The sequence below is a fragment of the Streptomyces sp. TE5632 genome (genome assembly GCF_054061295.1).
The window spans coordinates 1866812-1885703 of record NZ_JBSSEA010000003.1 but is presented as its reverse complement, the minus strand read 5'-3'; the positions used below and the strand labels follow the sequence as shown (position 1 = coordinate 1885703).

Genomic DNA, 18892 nt, shown 5'->3' with positions numbered 1-18892 from the left:
CGCACCGGGCCGCCATCGCAGACCAGATCACCCGTCCGCCGGCCTTGCTGCAGAGGCATCGACCGCATGTCCGGCTCGCGTGCCGGCCGCCCGGGTACTGCGCGGCGAGGAGATCGGGTTGGTCCGCCCATACCTGACCGCGCACGAGCGGCGGGAAGCACGGAAACAACAGGCTCGGCGTCGCACGCTCCGTCTGGCAGTGCGCGGTATCGACATCGGTCCCCGGCTGATCCACGAAATGGAGGTCACGGCATGACCAGCGGGACCGGACAACTGCGCCTGCTGCCGTGGGCCGGGCCCGAGAGCAAGTCCTGCTACCTCGCAGGCGATGGGGCCGGATACCTGTCCCGGCTCGCCGACACCATGGAGGCGACCCAGCTCGGCCTGGCCGGGGAACTCTTCCAGGAGGCCAAGCACGTCCTGGACAAGCGGCAGTGGACGCAGGGAGAACTGCATCTGCTCGCAGTCCGGTTGACCGAAGCGCTCGGCAATGTGCACCGCATCGCGGTCAGCCGCGGCGCACGCCTGCCCACACCCATGGACGACGATCTCGACACCGTGGACAACCCGGAGGACGAGGAAGACGGACAGGACAGCTCGTACCCAGCCGTCTGCCGCTGACCGCGTCTCGCGGCTCCCTGGTTCCGGCCGGGTGGAATGGGGTGCGGTGGCGACTCTCCTGAGGTGCTATCGGTACCGCTCACGTCTGCCGGTTCACCCCATAAGGGGCTTTCGCCAATGACGTAGGCCAACTCCTCCCGCTCTCGACCGGGTGCGTTCCCTCTCTCAAGCAACACAAGCAGCAGGACACGGAGCGTGAGACCGCAGGGCCAGCCTGGCAGGACAGCAGCCTGGCCTTCACCACGCCGACTGGACGGCCTCTCGACCCGGCGAATCTCACCCGCAGCTTCCTCAACCAAGCAGAGCTCCGACGCATCCGCTTCCACGACCTCCACCACTCGACCGCCACCCTGCTCCTGGAGCAGGGTGGCGAACTCGTTGTCATCAAGGAACTCCTCGGCCACGCCCACATCGGCGTCACCACGCCGTCTACGTCCCCGTCCCGCTCCGTCTTCAACGCCAAGCCATCGACGCTTGGACGACGCCCTCGGCCCCACCGACGACGACTCCGACGATCTACCCGCCACAGCCGCTGTCCGCTGACGTTGCCGTCAGCGCTGCCGTCAAATACGTCACGAGGCCCCACCGGAATCAAACCGGTGGAGCCTCCTGCTTTCAAGAGAAACAACGATCTAGCTAAACCATCTCTTGCCAGATCGCAAAATCGCGAGGCCTTTTCGCAGCAATACGATTCGAAATTTCAGCTCGATCCACGGAATCCAGCCAACTATCGAACGAGGTCCCACCACCGGGGAACCACCACTCCGAATGACTGCCTACAGAATCAAGGACGTCATCCAAGGGGTACCTAAATTCTAATTGCACCTGAACGTAAGACTCGTGCCCGCCGGCCGCGTCAACGACTTCAAGTTGTCGGACAATACCGAGAGCGAAGGTGGGCTCCGAAAACCAGTTCACTTTCCCGTACTGAAAGAGATATCCGTCCGCGTCGGGGAGTTCCGGCACTTCAAACTCGATCGCCGAAAATCGCCTCACCAACTGAGTCAGCCCCGAGAGCGACCGTTCGAAGCCATCCATCTCCTCGACGAGTCGGCGTGCGATGCCCTCCGCCGAATCGACCTGCTGTTTCCTAGACATGATCACCTTTCGAGTCCAGCGGTACGCACCCTGACCAGTGCCCGCCCGCCTACCCCTCGGCGGGCGGGCACTTTCGACCTACGGCCAGCGACCACCCTGCAGCTGCCGCCTGACGTGGTCTATGACGTCAAGCGCTTCACTCCTATTCCTGGCTCCACTCATCAAGTAATTCACGTAGGCATAGTAGTAATTCGTGTGAATCTTCGAGTGCACCGACAACCCGTGCGGATTGGGAGACGAACTGCTTCGCGGCAGCCAGACACCGTTCTCGGCATCGTTTACACCGATTCCGAATCTGTCCAGCTGAGCCCTTGCAGGAGCGGTCTTCGCTGAATTCCCTGCCATGATGTGGTGCGGCGAGTGGGGCGTTGCCGGTTCCAAGTTGCCAGCAGCGTTGAGGGCATTCCTGAGCTTGGTGGCACAACCCGGGTCAGCATTATGCGCCAAAATCGGAGTTGCCCCTGCCAGTACATGGTAGGTGTGCAGGCCGTCGATGCTGAGGTCGTAGGTGGTGCGCTGGGCGGTGTAGGAGGTGACGTCGACGATGGTGGCCGGCTCGCCGTCGCCGTCCTGGAGCTGCTGGCCGGGCTTAAGGTCGCCGGCCTGGGTCCAGGAGTTGCGGGTGATCTCGTAGAACTGGTGGTGCTTGGTGGTCTCGACCGCCTTCGGGCCCGCGTCCGTCTGCACGGTGACGTCGACGTAGTTGCGGTCGGTGGTGGTGACGATCACCTCCTTGACCTGGTGCTTCTCCTTCTCCTTCCTGCCCGGTTCGGCGGTCAGGACGTGATCGCCAACCTTCACCTCGGAGATCGGCTTGACGGTGCCGTTGGCCATCAGCACGCCGGTCAGGCCGGTGAAGCTGTGCGGAGTGCGGAGCTGCGAAGTCCGAGCCCCCTTCACCCGGCAGGCGGTCGGCCGCGGGGGTGTGGGCTGGGAGTTGGCCTGCGGCTGCGGGTCGGCCTTGGGGCCGTAGCGGCTGGCCGCGGCGCCGAACGCGCCGCCGGTGACGGCGCCGGCCGCGGTCGCGGTCGCCGCACCGCCCGCGGTGCAGTTGCGCTGGGCCGCGCAGGAGACGCCGTAGCCGACGGCGCCCTCGGCCGCGCCGCCCGCGGCGCCCGTGACGGCGCCGGTCGCCACGCGGCTACCGACGTTGGCCAGCAGGCGGCTGACCGCGCCGACCGCCGCGCCGCCGGCCATGCCGCCCAGGGCGCCGGTCAGCGCGCCCACGCCGACCGCCGCGGCGAAGCCGCCCAGCGACTTCGGGCCGTCACTCATCGCGTAGCCGACCGCGCCGGCCGCCGCACCCGCGAGCATCCCGCAGCCGACGACACCCGCACCGGCCGTAGCGGCGGTGCAGGCCGCACCGGCCCGTGGCGCACCGCCGAATCCGTGCCTGACCTCGGAGGAAGTCCGGCAGGGGCAGGCGATACCGTACGAGCGTTCTCATCGACCTCGTCGTCCGCCCGGGAGGAGCCAGCCGTGAAGCCTTTCGCGGACACCGCCCCGGACTCCGCTCCCGTCACGAGCCCGCCCGACCCGGCGAGCCTGTCCGGCCCGGTGAATCAGCCGTCCCCGCTGAGCCCGCCGGACCTGCCGAGCCCGTCGCAGCCGCAGGAGTCCGCGCCGTCCCGGCCGGGACCGCCGCCCGGCCGTGCGGTCCGGCTTTTCCGTCGGCTACGGGACGTGGCACCCCGGACCCTGCTGGCCGCCGTACCGGTGGCCACCTTCGGCGTGCTGGGCCCGCTGCCGTCCCTGGTGATCGCGATACGGCGTCGCGGCCGGACCCACTGGCTGTTGTGCGGCCTGTTCACCGCTGTCACCGTGGCCTGGCTGCTGGACATCGCGTTCACCCCGGAGGAGACACACGGCCTGTCCTTCGGCGTGGATCTCCTGCTGTTGCTCCTCACCACCGCCGGGGCGGCGGTGCACTGCCTGTTCGCCTGGCCCGCACGGGCCGTTCCGTTCGAGAGAGACCACCAGTGAAGACCTCGCACACCCCCGGCACCCAGCGCACCTCGAAGCCTCCGCGTACGCGACGCACATGGAGGAACAACTCGGCGAAGAGCGAGCCGGGCGCGGCCCACAAGGTGTCCTTGTGGGTGCGCCCCGCAGCAGCCGCCGCCTGGCGTGCGGTGCGCTCGCGCCGGGGCCGCTGGGTGGCGGGCGGCACGGTGGTGGCGCTGGCCGCCGTCGCAGGCGCCGTGGTGCTCCTGGGGGAGGAGCCGGGCCCGCCGGACCCGCGTGCCCGCCAGTACCGGGACGTCAACTCCTGCCTGCTGACCGGGGAGCAGGGCATCACGGCCGGTACGCCCGGAGCGCCGGTGTGGGCGGGGATGCAGAAAGCGTCGCTGGAGACCCGGACCCGCGTGAACTACGTACCCGTCATGGGCGAGCAGTCGTCGAAGAGTGCACTGCCCCACCTGAATTCGCTGCTTCAGCGCCAGTGCGACGTGGTGCTGGCGGTGGGTGAGAGCCAGGTGGAGGTGGCGCGCGCGGAGGCGGGACGTCACCCGGCGATCCACTTCGTCGTGGTGACGGACCCCGAGCCCGCCAAGTCCGATGGGCATGCGGCGGGGGACGCGCCGGAAAACGTGACGGTCGTCGCGGAGGACGGGGACGGGCTGGAGGAAAGGATCGCCCAGATCATCCAGAAAGCCGTCCCCGCGCAGAACTAGCCGAAATGTGACATACCGCCAGAAAGTGATTTAAGTCACAAAAGCGATGCCCTGAGTGATGATCTTTTTGTTCGGATCTCGTGCACCCTTATGAAGATCTTGTAAGCGGAGCATAAGTAAAGGGCAGCGCTGATGCGTTCTCGTTGGGCCAGAACGGCCCGAATATTTCCGTCCGGCCCCCGGGGGCGCACACGACTGAGACGGACAGCCCTGTCCGTTCTCGTCGCCTTCTCCTTCATGCTCACGACGGAGACGGCCGCCGCGACGGGTGCCACGCTGCCCCGGCTCTCCATGCCCGAGGTGTCCCTGGCCGGGCTCTGGGAGTGGGTGAACACCTCCCCGCTGGACACCCCCGACCAGCAGGGCGGAACCGCCCGCGGGAAGAGCCACACCGCCTCCGCGGACGACACCTCCGCCGAGGGTGGCGCCGGGCGCAAGCCCGGCAAGGGCCACGGTGAACTCGACGCGTACGAGCGGCCGGTGCCCGACGCCGCCAGGGCCACGACCGCACCGGGCGCCGGCACCACCGACAGCTTCGACGAGAAGACCAGCGAGCGGGACCCGAAGAAGTCCACCGCGACCTCGGACCACTACGTCAACGCCGACGGCTCCACCACCGTCCGGCACTTCCCGGGCCGCACGAACTTCCAGGCCGCGGACGACACCTGGCAGCCCATCGACACGACCCTCACCGAGGCCGAGGACGGCCGGCTGGAGCAGACCGCCAACTCCCTGGAGGTCGAATTCGCCCCGGACGCCGCCGACCAGGCGCTCGCCTCGGTCGACTTCGGCTCCGGTCGCTCCCTCGCCTACGCGCTGCAGGACGCCCGCGCGGCGTCCCCGGTCAGGAACGACGACGGCACGGTCACCTACCCGAATGTCCTGCCCGGCACCGACCTGCTGCTCGCCCCGCTCACCGAGGGCTTCAAGGAGCACCTCGTCCTGCACTCGAAGGACGCCGCGAACTCCTGGGTGTTCCCCCTCGACCTCAAGGGCCTGACCCCGCGCATCACCGACGACGGCGACGTGGAGTTCACCGACGCCGACGGCGAGGTCACCGCGACCATCCCGCACGCCTTCATGACCGACTCCAAGATCGACGAGCGGTCCGGCGACCCGACCCTCTCGCAGGCCGTCGACTACGAACTGACCACCGTCGACGACAAGCCCGCTCTGCGGATGACCGCCGACCGCGCCTGGCTGGACGACCCCGCCCGCGTCTACCCCGTCACCGTCGACCCGACCATCGCCGCCAGCAACTCCACCTACGCCCAGAACACGATTCCCGGCAATCACTCGACCGAGGACCAGATCAAGGTCGGCTCGTACGACGCGGGCGTCAACCGAGCCATCTCCTTCCTCCAGTTCTCCTCCCTGGGCACCACCCTCAAGGGCAAGCGGGTCACCGCGGCCACCCTCAATCTGCATGCCCTGTGGTCCTCGACCTGCACCGCCAAGCCGTTCTCCGTCCACCCGATAGCCAAGTCCTGGACGCCTGCCGGAGTCACCGAATACCCCGGCCCGGCCATCGCCCCGGCCATCGGTGGTGCCACCGTCGCTCCGGGGGCCTCCTGCTCCAACACCAGCGGCAGCACCGGCGTCGGCGTGAAGATGCCGGCCACTCTCTCCACCGACTGGTTCGACGCCGTCGCGACCGGCAGCGCCAACTACGGCCTCGCGGTCACCGCGCCCGTCAACGACGGGCTGCACTGGAAGAAGTTCCACTCCGACAACGCCACCAAGGCCGACTTCCGCCCGGCGCTGGACCTGACCTACACGTCCAACGCGAAGCCGCAGGTCAACGCCCAGTACCCGCCGGAGAACTACCAGGCGCCCACTCTGCGCCCGGAGCTGTTCGTCTACGCCAGCGACGCCGACAAGTGGCCGATGCCCAAGCTCAGCTACGCCTTCGAGGTGTACGACGCCGACAGCACCAGCACCACCCCCGTCGCCACCTCCGGCGTGATCACCAAGGGCAGCTGGAAGGTCCCCGCCGGCAAGCTCAAGTGGAGCAAGAACTACGAGTGGTTCGTCAGCGTCTCCGACGGCTACGACTCGGTGATGTACTCGGCCAGCAGCTTCTCCACCACCGTCCCCCAGCCGCCGGTCACCTCGGGCCTCGCGCAGAACACCGACGGCCACGAATTCGACCCCAGCGACGGCAACTACACCACCACCGACACGGACGCCGAGATCGAGGTCGTCGGCCCCTCGCTGTCCGTCGAGCGCTCGTACAACAGCCGCGACCCCCGGCGTGACGGCGCCTTCGGCGCCGGCTGGTCCACCGCCCTCGACATGAAGGCCACCGAGGTCAAGGACGGCGCCGGCGCGCTCTCCAGCGTCATCATCACCTACCCCGGTGGCGAGCAGGTCGCCTTCGGCCGCAACAGCGACGGCACCTTCGTCCCCCCGATGGGCCGCTACGCCCGGCTCGCCCCGGCCACCAGCGGCGGCGGCTACACGCTGACCGACAAGGACTTCACCACCTACAGCTTCCAGCAGGCCACCGGGCAGGCGGGCTCCTTCGCGATATCCGGCATCAAGGACTACGCGGGCCGCACGGAGACCTTCACCTACACCTCCGGCAGACTGTCCAAGATCACCAATGTGACGTCCGGCCGGTCCCTGGCACTGGCCTGGAACACGCCCTCCGGGGCCACCGCCCCTCACGTCTCCACCGTGACCACCGACCCGGCCACCCCCGGCGACGCGAGCACGGCCCAGACCTGGTCCTACGGCTACGACGGCGACCAGCTCACCACGGTCTGCCCGCCCGCGGACGCCACCAAGTGCACCACCTACGGCTACACGACGGGCAACCACTACCGCACCACCGTCCTCGACGCCTCCCCGTACGCCTACTGGCGGCTCGGCGAAGCCGCGGGTGAGACCCTCGCCAAGGACTCCGTCGACCTCAACCAGGGCAAGTACGACGGCCAGTTCCGCAATGTGACCCTGGGGGCCGCCGGCCCGCTGGCGGGCTCCACCCAGAAGGCCGCCACCTTCAACGGCACGACCTCCTACGTGGAGATGCCCAGCGCCCCCGGCGCCACCCCCTCGTACGCCACCGTCTCCCTGTGGTTCAAGACCACCAAGCCGGGAGGTGTCCTCTTCTACTACGGTGACAAGCCGCTGAGCGATGCCGACCCGGTGAAGAACACGACGAAGAACACCCCCGCGGTGTACGTCGGCATGGACGGCAAGCTGCGCGGCTGCCTGGCCATGTCCCCCGGCTGCATGAGCACCATCACCTCCAGCGCCACCGTCACCGACGGAAAGTGGCACCAGGCGGTCCTCACCGGCGCGGCCAACACCCAGACCCTGTACCTCGACGGCGTCAGCCAGGGCAGCCTGTCCGGCACCATCAACGACTGGGAGCAGCCCTACATCTCGCTCGGCGCCGGAGTGAACACCGACGGCTGGCCCAGCATGAACCCGAACGACAAGCTCGGGCACTACTCCGGCCAGCTGGCCGAGGTCGCCATCTACTCCGACGCCCTCCAGCCCTCGGTCATCACCGCTCAGCACCAGGCCGCCACCCGGTCCACCGGACTTCTCAACAAGATCACCTCTCCGGGCGGCAGGACCCAGTCCTCGGTCACCTACAGCACCACCGACGACCTGGTCCTCCAGGCCACCGACAGCGACGGCGGCACCTGGAAGCTCAACCCCGCCACCGTCACCGGCTCCTCCCAGGTCTACCGCTCCGCCGTGATGGGCTCCGCGCCCACCGGTTACTGGCGTCTGAACGACACCCAGGGCGCTCCGCAGGCCGCGAACGAGGTCAACACCGGGTTCGGCACCTACAACAGCGTCACCCAGGGCACCACCGGACCCTTCGGTGCCGGTGACTCCACCGCGGTCACCTTCAACGGCACCTCCTCCTTCGCGGAGATCCCGTACGGACCCTGGCACGGCAAGCAGGACCGCGCGGTCGAGCTCTGGTTCAAGACCGCCAAGCCCGGTGTCCTGATGGCGGACCAGAACCGCGCCCCCAACGATCCGGCCGGCGTCGGCGGCACCTGGACCCCGACCCTCTACGTCGGCAGCGACGGCAAGCTGCGCGGCCACTGGTGGAGCGTCTCCGGTTCCGGCAGCGTCGACTTCGGCTCCAAGGCCACGGTCACCGACAACAAGTGGCACCACGTGGTGCTCTCCGCGAGCGGCACCAAGCAGACCCTCTACGTCGACGGCGTCCAGCAGGCCGACTTCACCGGCGCCGCCAAGGACCAGTCCAACACCCGGACCTTCCTCGGCGCGGGCTTCGCCAAGTCCTGGTTCAACTCGCCCGGCGAGATCAGCTACTTCACCGGCGCGATGGCCGACGTCTCGGTCTACTCCGCACCGCTGAGCGCCGACGACGTCGAGCGCCACTGGTCCGCGTACAAGGCGTCCTCCGGCATCGCCCCGGTCCGCACGGTCAAGCTGACCGATCCGACCGACAAGACGCTGACCTACGTGTACGACGCGGAGATGGGCAACCGCCTGCTGGCCGCGATCGACACGAACGGCAAGCGGACGACCTACGGCTACGACACCGGCGGCTTCCTGCACACGGTCACCGACGCCAACGGCAACCGCAGCATCACCGGCCACGACGTCCGCGGCAACACGGTCTCCACGACCACCTGCCAGGACACGGCCGCCGACAAGTGCTCCACCGAGTACTACACCTACTACCCGGACGCGACCACGGCCTTCCCGCCGATGGACCCGCGCAACGACCTGCCGCTCACCGAGCGCGACGGCCGTTCCTCCGGCCCCACCGACAACACGTACCTGACCAGCTACGCCTACGACGCCGGGGGCAATCTCACCTCGGTGACCTCCCCGCCGGTGCCGGGCTTCCCGCAGGGCCGCACCGCCACCACCACGTACACCACCGCCTCGACCCCGGCGGCGGGCGGCGGCAACGCCCCGGCCGGACTGGTCGCCGACGTGGTGACCCCGGGTGACAAGCGGACCACGTACACCTACAACAAGAACGGCGACCTCGCCGAGATCACGGACGCCAACGGCGCCAAGCTGAAGATGGGGTACGACGCCCTCGGCCGTCAGACGACGAGCACCGAGGTGTCCGACGCCCACCCCGACGGACTCACCACCCGCTACACCTACGACAAGAACGACCAGGTCGCCACCGAGACCAGCCCCGCCGTCACCAACCGGGTCACCGGCGCGGTCCACACCGCGCGGTCCACCACGGTCTACGACGCCGACGGCAACGTCCTGGAACAGACCGTCGCCGACCTCACCGGCGGTGACGCCCCGCGCACCACCGAGGTGACCTACGACGAGTACAACCGGATGGTGAGCCGCACCGACCCGGGCGGCGCGACCACCACCTTCGCCTACGACGTCTACGGCAACAAGATCCGTGAGACCGACGCCGAGGGCAACGTCAACACCTACACCTTCGACGCCGAGGGCCGTCCCCTCACCACCAATCTGCTCGACTACACGGGCGACCCGTCCGACCCGACCGAGCCCACCACCCTCGTCCAGGAGTCCCGCGCCTACGACCCGGCGGGACGGCTGGCCTCGCTCACCGACTCGATGGGCTGGGTGACCGCGTACACCTACACCGACGACGGGCTCTCGGCCACCGTGGTCCGCAAGGACCCGCAGACCGGTGCCTCGTTCACGGAGCAGGCCAACACCTACGACGCGGCCGGCAACCTGATCAAGCAGGTCACCAACGACGGCCGGACCACCAACACCTTCACGGTGGACGCGGCCGACCGGGTCACCTCCAGCGTGCTGGACCCCGGGGGCCTGCCCCGCTCCACGACCGTCTCCTACGACCCCGACGACAATGTCGTCAGCGAGAGCGACTTCGACCCGGCGACCGGCCGGACCAGCACCGCCGACACCACCTACGACAACCTGGGCAACGTCACCGGCACAACGGTGCACGACGGGACCACCGCCCCGGTCGGCCGCTGGAAGCTGAACGAGACCTCGGGCACCGACGCCGAGGACTCCTCCGGCGGCACGCGTGACGTGGTCCTCGGCAGCGCGGTCACCCGCTCCACCGAGCGCGGCGGCTCGGCCCTCTTCAACGGCTCGGCCGACTCCTACGGCGCGACCGACGCACCGGTGGTCAACACCACCGACAGCTTCACCGTCTCCACCTGGGTCAAGCTGGACTCCACCGCCGCCAACAGCACCTTCGTTGCCCAGAGCGGCAAGAACGCCAGCGGCTTCCAGCTGTACTACTCCACGGCCCACGGCTGGACCTTCAACCGGCACGTCACGGACACCGCGAGCCCGGCGATCGTCCGCGCCGCCTCCGGCGCCGCCGCCGTCACCACCGGCACCTGGACCCACCTCGCGGGTGTCTACGACAAGGACGCCGGGCAGGTGCGGCTGTACGTCAACGGCACCGCCGTCGGCACTCCGGCCGCCTTCAGCGCACCCTGGGACGCCAACGGCCCCCTCCAGATCGGCCGCCTCTGGCACAACGCCACCCACAAGGAGAACCACAGGGGCGGACTCTCCGACGTCCAGATCTACAGCGAGGCCCTGACCGCCTCCCAGATCTCCGCACTGCGCGGCGGCACCCTGCCCGCCGAGGGCAGCGAGGTGCGCACGGTCACCTGGAAGCTGGACCAGCGCGGAATGCCGGTGTCCTTCACCGACCCGAACGGTGACACCACCGACTACGGCTACGACGAGAACGGCCAGCAGACCACGGTCACCGAGCCGGCCGTCCGGTCCGAGCAGAACGGCGGCACCCCGGTCACCATCCGGCCCGTCTCGATGACCGGCTACAACACCTACGGCGAGCCGACGGAGCACTCCGACCCGCTGGGCAACGTCATGGTGACCGCGTACGACGCCGAGGGCCAGGAGTCCTCGACGACGCTGCCGAACTACACCCCGCCCGGCGCCGGCACACCCATCACCGCGACCGCGTGGAACGAGTACAACAGGCTCGGCCAGGTCACCGCGGAAGTGGACCCGCTGGGCAACCGCACCACCTACACCTACACCCAGCTCGGCGACCTCGCCTCGGTCACCGACCCGGGCGGCGACACCACGCGCTTCGCCTACACCCCGAACGGTGAGCAGCTGTCGGCGACGCGGCCCGACGGCGCCCGCGAGGAGACCACCTGGGACTACCTCGGACGTCCGCTGACCAGCACCGACATCGTGCGTCAGCCCACCCAGCGGGCGTACACCGCGATCAACGAGTACGACGCTCCGGGCGGTGAACTGTCCCGGACCGTCAGCCCCAGCGGGGCCAGCGAGTCGTACACGTACGACGCACTGGGCGAGACCACCTCGGTCACGGACAGCGCCGGCAACGTCTCCCGCTTCACCTACGACATGGACGGTCAGCTGCTGACCTCCACCGGGCCCGACGGCACCAGCACCCGCAACACCTACGACGGCTTCGGCCAGCTGACCGCCACCAGCGACCTGGACGCGGACGGCAAGGTGCTCCGCACCAGCCGGGCGAGCTACGACCGGGCGGGCAACCCCCGTACGGTCACCGACTACCGCGGCAACACCGTCACCCTCACCACCGACGCGACCGGCCAGATCACCAAGGCCGTCCAGCCGGTCTCCGAGAGCGAGTCGATCACCACGACCTTCGGCTACGACGCGGCGGGCAACCGCACGCGCTTCACCGACGGCCGCGGCAACCCTTTCCTGACCACGTACAACAACTGGGGCCTGCCCGAATCGGAGATCGAGCCCGCCACCCCGGCCCACCCGGACCCGGAGGACCGCACCTTCACGATGATCTACGACGGCAACGGACGGCCCAGCCAGTCCCGTTCGCCCGGCAACGTGGTCATCGACAACACCTACGACAACAAGGGACGGCTCACCAAGCAGACCGGCAAGGGCGCGGAGGCGGAGACCGTCGACCACAGCTACACCTACGACTCCGACGACCGGATCACCTCCATCACCGGCTACGAAGAGGACCGCAACACCTTCTCGTACGACGACCGCGGTCTGCTGCTGAGCGCCAGGGGACCGTCCGGTGACTCCTCCTTCAGCTACAACGCCGACGGAGCGATCACCTCGCGCACCGACGCGTCCGGCACCTCCACCTACGGCTACGACACGGCCGGCCGGCTGAAGACGGCCAAGGACGCCTCGACCGGCACGTCCATGACCTACGGCTACGACGTCAACAGCAACGTGACGTCGGTGGACTACGGGCAGGACAAGTCCCGGCGGGTCTTCTCCTACGACGCCCTGGAACGCCTCACCTCCGACCGGCTGACCTCACCGAGCGGAAAGCTGCTGGCGTCGACGACCTACGGCTACGACGCCAACGGCAACGAGACGTCCAAGACCACCACCGGGGTCGTGGGAGCCTCCACCAACACCTACACCTACGACCGGGCCAACCGGATCACGTCCTGGAACAACGGCACCACCACCGAGCAGTACGGGTACGACGCCTCCGGCAACCGCACCCGGGTCGCCGGTGACACGTACACCTACGACGCCCGCAACCGGCTCACCTCGGACGGCCACAACACCTACAAGTACACGGCCCGCGGCACGCTGAGCGTGCTCACCGACGAGTCCGGGCAGCAGACCTCGATCAATGCGGACGCCTTCAACCGGATCATCGAGGAAGGCGACCGGAGGTACACGTACGACGGCTTCGACCGGGTGCTCAAGGCCGAGAACCAGGGCGGCGGTGCGACCGACTTCGCCTACAGCGGTGCGGGCAACGACGTCGCCTCGGACGGATACACCACCTACAGCCGCAACGCGGACGGTTCGGTGCTGGGCACGAAGTCGACGGCGTCGGCGGTGCTGGTGCTGACCGATCTGCACGACGACGTGGTGGGGCAGTTCACGGAGTCCGGTGAGGCGCTGACCGGTTCGACGACCTACTCGCCGTTCGGCAAGGTCATGGACTCGTACGGCATGCTCGGTCAGCTCGGCTACCAGTCGGGCTGGACGGACCCGGAGACCGCCAAGGTCAACATGGCCGCGCGCTGGTACTCGCCGGAGACGGGCCAGTTCAACAGCCGGGACACGGTCTCGCTGAACCCGCTGCCGAACTCGGTCAGCGCCAACCGGTACGCGTACGCGGACCAGAACCCGCTGACCGCCACGGACCCGACCGGCCACTGGCCGAGCTTCGTCGACAAGGCCGTCAAGAAGATCAAGAAGACCGTCAAGAAGACCGTCAAGACGGCCTGGAAGAAGACCAAGAAGGCGGTCAAGAAGGTCGCGAAGGTCGTCAAGAAGGCCGCGAAGGTCGTCAAGAAGACCGTCAAGAAGGTGGTCCAGAAGGCGAAGAGGGTGGTCCGCAAGGCCGTCCACTACGTCGCTGACAGCGTGAAGAAGGTCAAGAGGTACGTCAAACGCACGTACAAGACCGTCAAGAAGGTCGCGCACAAGGTCACGCAGACCGTCAAGCGGAAGGTGAAGGCGGCGGCCAAGGTCGTCAAGAGCGCGGCGAAGAAGGTCGTGAAACAGGCGAAGAAGGTCGGCGCGGCCGTGAAGAAGGCGGCCAAGGCGACCGCGAACTTCGTCAAGCAGCACGCGGGCACGATCGCGTCGGTCGTCGTGGGGGTCGCGGTCTTCGCCGGCTGCACCGCCGCTACGGCCGGTGCGGGTGTCGTCGGCTGCGGGATGCTCGCGGGTGCGGCGGCCGGCGCGGTCGGCTACGCGATGAGTGACGGCCCGAAGTCGCTGGGCGGCTTCGCCGCGGCGGTCGGCGTGGGCGCGCTGACCGGCGCCCTGGGCGGCATGGCCGGTGGCGCGGCGGTCGGCGCGGTCAGCCGTCTGCTGGCCAACGTCGGTAGCCGCGTGGCGACCGGCGCCGTCACGGGCGCCGCGGGCGGCGCGGCCGAGGGCGCCGTCGGCTACGGCGTCTCCTGCGCGGCCCAGCGCAACTGCACCGCGGGCGGTGCGGCGGCCGCGACCGCGGCCGGCGCCGTCACCGGCGGCGCGTTCGGCGCCGCGGCCAGCCGCTACGGCCCCAAGGCCGACCCGCAGCCGCAGGCCAACTCCCAGCCCACACCGCCGCGGCCGCAGGCCAACTCCCAGCCCGCACCCCCGCGGCCGACCAGCTGCCCTGTGAAGGGGACTCCGCACAGCTTCACCGGCCTGACCGGCGTGCTGATGGCGAACGGCACGGTGAAGCCGATCTCCGAGGTGAAGGCTGGCGACTACGTCCTGACCGCCGAACCGGGCAAGAAGGAGAAGGAGAAGCGCAAGGTCAAGGAGGTGATCGTCACCAAGACCGACCGCAACTACGTCGACGTCGTCGTGTACACGGACGCGGGCCCGAAGACGATCGAGACCACCAAGTACCACCAGTTCTACGAGATCACCCGCAACTCCTGGACCCAGGCCGGCGACCTCCAGCCCGGCCAGCAGCTCCAGGACGGCGACGGCGCTCCGGCCACCATCGTCGACACCGCCGCCTACACCGCCCAGCGCACCACCTATGACCTCAGCATCGACGGCCTGCACACCTACCATGTACTGGCGGGCGAGACACCCGTCCTCGTCCACAATTCTCGCGCTGGAAATCTGTGTCCGCACCCAGACGCGGAAGGGCCCCATACGACATTCCGTCGGGACGGAACGACTGGCGAGATCGACCACTATGAGTCCTATGACCGACCGTCAAACCCCCGGGATCCGAGGCCATGGATTCCGACGAAGCGAGTCGACGTGAAGGGTAAGCCTCACTACGACAAGAAGACTCAGACCAGAGTTCCGACGCCGCACGTAAACCTTCCGGACGGATCGGCGATTCCTGCGGAACCCTGGGAAATCCCTAGGAGGAACCCATGAATTCGACCTTGAAGATTCTCCAGAAGTGGTACGCGTCCGTCTGTGACGGAGACTGGGAGCATTCATACGGCATTCGAATCGAAACAGCCGATAACCCTGGCTGGATCTTCATTGTCGACCTGGTCCGAACTCCGCTGCAGGGTCGCATCTGCGAGAGGGAAGAGCAATCCGTTGACGGGTCTTGGATTTCGGCAAAGAGTGACGGAACCGAGTTTGTGGCGGCATGTGACCCAGGCTCACTGGAGAGGGTGATCGATTATTTCATCGAATTCTCTGCTCCTGAGCTTGCGTGATGGCCGGCCGCTTGACCGCAATCCAGTGGATGAAAACTCCGCTGCCGGATAGGCCTTGGGGAGCCTTTGACGGCAGTAGTTGACGGCAACCTCAGAGGGCGGGTGCTGCATGGCGCGGCACCTGCCCTGCTGTCGGAGCTGCAGCGAAAGAAGTTGCTCTTTGGCCCGTTGGAGACGACCGGGAGGGCGGCATCCAACCTTCGGGGGCGCAATTCGACCTGATCGGGGAATCTTCCCTGGGTTTGCCGCTAAGAGTGCCGTGAACGTTGGCGCTCCCGTGAAGCAAGTCAAGCAGTAGTAAAATCGAAGTCCCGTCAGGTTCGTCCTGGCGGGGCTTCTGCGTGGGATGACGGCAGTAGTTGACGGCAACGTCAGCGGACGAAGGCGGTGCAGGGTGGCGGTTCATTGCCGTTGCCGTTGGTCGTCTTGGTGATTTCCGGGTTGTCGAGGGCGGTGCTGAGGGTGTCGATGGCGTCGCGCTGGAGGCGGAGCCGGACGTGGGCGTAGACGTCGGCGGTGACGCCGATGTGGGCGTGGCCGAGGAGTTCCTTGATGACGACGAGTTCGCCCCCCCCTGTTCCAGCAGCAGGGTCGCGGTCGAGCGCCGGAGGCCGTGGAAACGGATGCGCCGGAGCCCGGCCTGGTTGAGGAAGCTGCGGAAACGGCGAGTGAGGTTGGCTGGGTCGAGAGGTCGTCCAGTCGGCGTGGTGAAGGCCAGGCTGCTGTCCTGCCAGGCTGGCCCTGCGGTCTCGCGCTCCGTGTCCTGCTGCTTGTGTTGATTGAGGGAGGGAACGCATTCGGTCGAGAGCGGGAGGAGTTGGCCTACGTCATTGGCGAAAGCCTCTTATGGGGTGAACCGGCAGACGTGAGCGGTACCGATAGCAACTCAGGAGAGTAGCCGCCGCACCCCACTCCACCCGGCCGGGACCAGGGGGCCGCGAGGCGTGGTCAGCGGCAGACGGCTGGGTACGAGCTGTCCTGTCCGTCTTCCTCGTCCTCCAGGTTGTCCACGGTGTCGAGATCGTCGTCGACGGGTGTGGGAAGGCGTGTGCCGCGGCTGACCGCGATGCGGTGCACATTGCCGAGTGCTTCGGTCAACCGGACTGCGAGCAGGTGCAGTTCCCCCTGCGTCCACTGCCGCTTGTCCAGGACGTGCCTGGCCTCCTGGAAGAGTTCCCCGGCCAGGCCGAGCTGGGTCGCTTCCATGTTGTCGGCGAGCCGGGACAGGTATCCGGCCCCGTCGCCTGCGAGGTAACACGGCTTGCCCTCGGGCCCGGCCCACGGCAGCAGGCGCAATTGTCCGGTCCTGCTGGTCATGCTGTGACCTCCATTCCGTGGATCAGCCGGGGACAGATGTCGATACCGCGCGCTGCCAGCCGGAGCGTGCGACGCCGAGCCTGCTGTTTCCGTGCTTCCCGCCGCTCGTGCGCGGTCAGGTACGGGCGGACCAGCCCGCTCTCCTCGCCGCGCAGTACCCGGGCGGCCGGGACGCGAGCCGGACATGCGGGCGATGCCTCTGCAGCAAGGCCGGCGGACGGGTGATCTGGTCTGCGATGGCGGCCCGGTGCGGGCCACAGCAGCCATAGCGACAGTGCGAAGATGCGGGCGATACGGTGCGGCATGTCGACGCTCCTTGTCAGCGTTGGCCATGCCCCGGACCGTTTGCCCGGTCGCGGAGGTCCTGACGGGACGTCAGCCTGCCGACCGGTGATGCACGGCAGTTGCACCGAAGGGTGCAACTCCTCCTGCCAGGAATCCGCTATATCCCGACCCACTCCGCGTACTGCGCCAACGAACCGTTGCGCGCCCGCTCCTGCCGCTTGAGGGCCAGCACGGTCTCCCGCACGGTCGGGTGATAGCGGGTCTGCTGCGGAGCGATGCGCCGAGCCTGATGCAGACAGTCCAATGCCTGCTCCGGGCGGCCTGACCAGGCGTGAGCCCGGCCGAGGTCCATCCAGTGGTGCCCGGCCCGGGAGCGGGTCCAGCCGCGTGGGATGCGTACGTTCTCGGCGAGTTCGATCGCACGCCCGAAGTCGTCGGCCTCCGAGGCGATGGCCACGGCATGCACACCGACGTTCACCGGCCCCCAGGTGACGCCGAAGTCGGGCAACTCGCTGTGGCCCGGGAAAGGGCACGGGCCTCGGCCAGGCGGGCGTCGGCGTGGTCCCGGTCCTTCATGCGACCCGCGATGGTCGCGGCGCGCAGGTGCAGCATGCCCCGCATCGCCTCAATACCCGCTGGGCGGCGTGACTCCTGGCCGTCGAGGTCACGCAGACCCTTGTCGACCACCCGCAGCCCCACGTCGTACCGACCCGACGACATCGTGGTCTGCGCACGCAGGAAGGCATGCATGGCGGCCAGTCCCGGCTCGTCGGCGCGCGGTGCGGTCCAGGCCAGCCGGTCCAGCGCGACGGTCGCCAGATCGTGGAAGCCGAGCTTCCACGCCACGGTGAACACACAGCGGAACGTCTCCGCCAGACACTCGTAAGCCAGCCGCTGCTCTTCCCCGGTACTGGTGTGCACCGCCTGCACCGACTCGTCGATCAGCACGGGCAGGTCGCGCACCATGTCCGTGTACTGCGCCTGACGGCGCTGCTCCAGAGCCCGCTGGACATCCGACCAGATCAACGCGGCCGGGCGCGGAGCCGCCTCCCAGTCCAGAGCGATGTCCCAGTTCTCCAGCCCCTCACGGATCGGCTGGATCAGCGCATCCATCCGGTCCCGGCGCAATTCGTCGGCGTACGGCTGCCCCAACAGCTCGGACGTGGAGACGCCCAGCGCGCGGGCACAGGCCGCGACGAGAGCCGGAGAGGCGGGCTTCTGTCCGCACTCGGCCTTCGACAACAGCGACTTCGACACGTGAGCCCGCATCGCCAGCCCCTGTTGAGTCAGGCCACGCTGCTTCCGGATACGGGCGATCCGAGCGCCGGTGTGCTCCTCGATGCTCTGCGGCACGGCGAACTCCGTTCTGCGGCAACACTCAGACGGTACCCCTGCCGCACAGTCACGGACCGGCCGAACAAAGATCATCCCGGCTACCCGCAGGACCCCACCACGCCGGCCCGACGCTTCGGACCACGCCCCCAGCCGAACGACCAGCTGATGCCTGCGGCGTACCACCGAAGCGGGATGCGTCCGAACTTTCTCCGCGTCTTCAGGGCGACCCGCTGGCGCGTGGCGCGGCCGCCCCACCCGGCCGCTCTCGGCTCCGACACCGCGGGCCGGCCGGCGACCAGGCCGCGCAGAGACAGCACAGCGGACGACCAGACAGAAGCAAGCGAAGAGGGGACGCGCCCGCCCGGTGAGCGCCACGCTCAAGGTGAGGCGACGGCGGGTAGTTGGCCGGGGCGCAAGCCCGGTGGTGGGGACGGTCTGCTCCGTGGGCTTTACCCACCGCCCCGGGTCGGGGCCCGC

11 protein-coding genes and 2 pseudogenes are annotated in these 18892 nt (G+C 68.4%); 6 read left to right on the top strand and 7 right to left on the bottom strand.

Annotation, left to right across the window (positions count from 1 at the left end; genetic code table 11):
- The first annotated feature begins 252 nt into the window (after nucleotides 1-252).
- Both ACVW19_RS13595 and ACVW19_RS13590 read left to right on the top strand, forming a co-directional pair.
- Nucleotides 253-621: a hypothetical protein gene (locus tag ACVW19_RS13595; protein ID WP_457459607.1), complete on the top strand. Its 369-nt coding sequence runs from the start codon at nucleotides 253-255 to the stop codon at nucleotides 619-621.
- Nucleotides 622-755: 134 nt separating this feature from the next.
- A pseudogene (locus tag ACVW19_RS13590) lies at nucleotides 756-1164 on the top strand (tyrosine-type recombinase/integrase); the annotation flags it as partial.
- Between the two features lie 93 nt (nucleotides 1165-1257).
- Here the strand turns inward: ACVW19_RS13590 and ACVW19_RS13585 are convergent.
- Together ACVW19_RS13585 and ACVW19_RS13580 are read right to left on the bottom strand one after the other, a co-directional pair.
- Complete coding sequence (locus ACVW19_RS13585) at nucleotides 1258-1719, bottom strand: hypothetical protein (RefSeq protein ID WP_457459606.1); 462 nt, start codon at nucleotides 1717-1719, stop codon at nucleotides 1258-1260.
- A gap of 78 nt (nucleotides 1720-1797) precedes the next feature.
- Complete coding sequence (locus tag ACVW19_RS13580; RefSeq protein ID WP_457459604.1) at nucleotides 1798-3033, bottom strand: AHH domain-containing protein; 1236 nt, start codon at nucleotides 3031-3033, stop codon at nucleotides 1798-1800.
- Nucleotides 3034-3198: 165 nt separating this feature from the next.
- Here ACVW19_RS13580 and ACVW19_RS13575 point away from each other — a divergent pair, with 165 nt between their 5' ends.
- From ACVW19_RS13575 to ACVW19_RS13560, 4 genes are all read left to right on the top strand, one after another.
- A complete protein-coding gene (locus ACVW19_RS13575) occupies nucleotides 3199-3702 on the top strand; it encodes a hypothetical protein (protein WP_457459602.1) in 504 nt (167 codons plus the stop codon).
- Complete coding sequence (locus ACVW19_RS13570) at nucleotides 3699-4394, top strand: BMP family ABC transporter substrate-binding protein (protein ID WP_457459600.1); 696 nt, start codon at nucleotides 3699-3701, stop codon at nucleotides 4392-4394. Before ACVW19_RS13575 ends, ACVW19_RS13570 begins: the two co-directional genes overlap by 4 nt.
- Nucleotides 4395-4631: 237 nt before the next feature.
- Entirely contained in the window at nucleotides 4632-15185 is a 10554-nt protein-coding gene (locus ACVW19_RS13565; protein ID WP_457459598.1) for a LamG-like jellyroll fold domain-containing protein, read from the top strand.
- Entirely contained in the window at nucleotides 15182-15478 is a 297-nt protein-coding gene (locus ACVW19_RS13560) for an Imm53 family immunity protein (RefSeq protein WP_457459596.1), read from the top strand. Before ACVW19_RS13565 ends, ACVW19_RS13560 begins: the two co-directional genes overlap by 4 nt.
- Before the next feature lie 371 nt (nucleotides 15479-15849).
- Here ACVW19_RS13560 and ACVW19_RS13555 read toward each other — a convergent pair.
- The 5 genes and pseudogenes from ACVW19_RS13555 to ACVW19_RS13535 all read right to left on the bottom strand — a co-directional run.
- Nucleotides 15850-16292: pseudogene (locus ACVW19_RS13555) on the bottom strand (tyrosine-type recombinase/integrase); the annotation flags it as partial.
- Between the two features lie 134 nt (nucleotides 16293-16426).
- Complete coding sequence (locus ACVW19_RS13550; RefSeq protein WP_457459594.1) at nucleotides 16427-16795, bottom strand: hypothetical protein; 369 nt, start codon at nucleotides 16793-16795, stop codon at nucleotides 16427-16429.
- Complete coding sequence (locus ACVW19_RS13545) at nucleotides 16792-17100, bottom strand: hypothetical protein (RefSeq protein ID WP_457459592.1); 309 nt, start codon at nucleotides 17098-17100, stop codon at nucleotides 16792-16794. The genes ACVW19_RS13550 and ACVW19_RS13545 overlap by 4 nt, the downstream gene beginning before the upstream one ends.
- A 137-nt stretch (nucleotides 17101-17237) precedes the next feature.
- Nucleotides 17238-17558, bottom strand: coding sequence for a tetratricopeptide repeat protein (locus tag ACVW19_RS13540; protein ID WP_457459590.1), 321 nt, complete (start codon nucleotides 17556-17558; stop codon nucleotides 17238-17240).
- Entirely contained in the window at nucleotides 17555-18433 is an 879-nt protein-coding gene (locus tag ACVW19_RS13535; protein ID WP_457459589.1) for a helix-turn-helix domain-containing protein, read from the bottom strand. The genes ACVW19_RS13540 and ACVW19_RS13535 overlap by 4 nt, the downstream gene beginning before the upstream one ends.
- Between the last annotated feature and the right edge of the window lie 459 nt (nucleotides 18434-18892).

Excerpts from the sequence above, each read along its gene's own strand:
- ACVW19_RS13595 (WP_457459607.1), top strand. The coding sequence starts at position 253 with ATGACCAGCGGGACCGGACAACTGCGCCTGCTGCCGTGGGCCGGGCCC.
- ACVW19_RS13585 (WP_457459606.1), bottom strand. The coding sequence starts at position 1,719 with ATGTCTAGGAAACAGCAGGTCGATTCGGCGGAGGGCATCGCACGCCGA.
- ACVW19_RS13580 (WP_457459604.1), bottom strand. The coding sequence starts at position 3,033 with ATGCTCGCGGGTGCGGCGGCCGGCGCGGTCGGCTACGCGATGAGTGAC.
- ACVW19_RS13565 (WP_457459598.1), top strand. The coding sequence starts at position 4,632 with ATGCTCACGACGGAGACGGCCGCCGCGACGGGTGCCACGCTGCCCCGG.
- ACVW19_RS13560 (WP_457459596.1), top strand. The coding sequence starts at position 15,182 with ATGAATTCGACCTTGAAGATTCTCCAGAAGTGGTACGCGTCCGTCTGT.
- ACVW19_RS13550 (WP_457459594.1), bottom strand. The coding sequence starts at position 16,795 with ATGACCAGCAGGACCGGACAATTGCGCCTGCTGCCGTGGGCCGGGCCC.
- ACVW19_RS13545 (WP_457459592.1), bottom strand. The coding sequence starts at position 17,100 with ATGCCGCACCGTATCGCCCGCATCTTCGCACTGTCGCTATGGCTGCTG.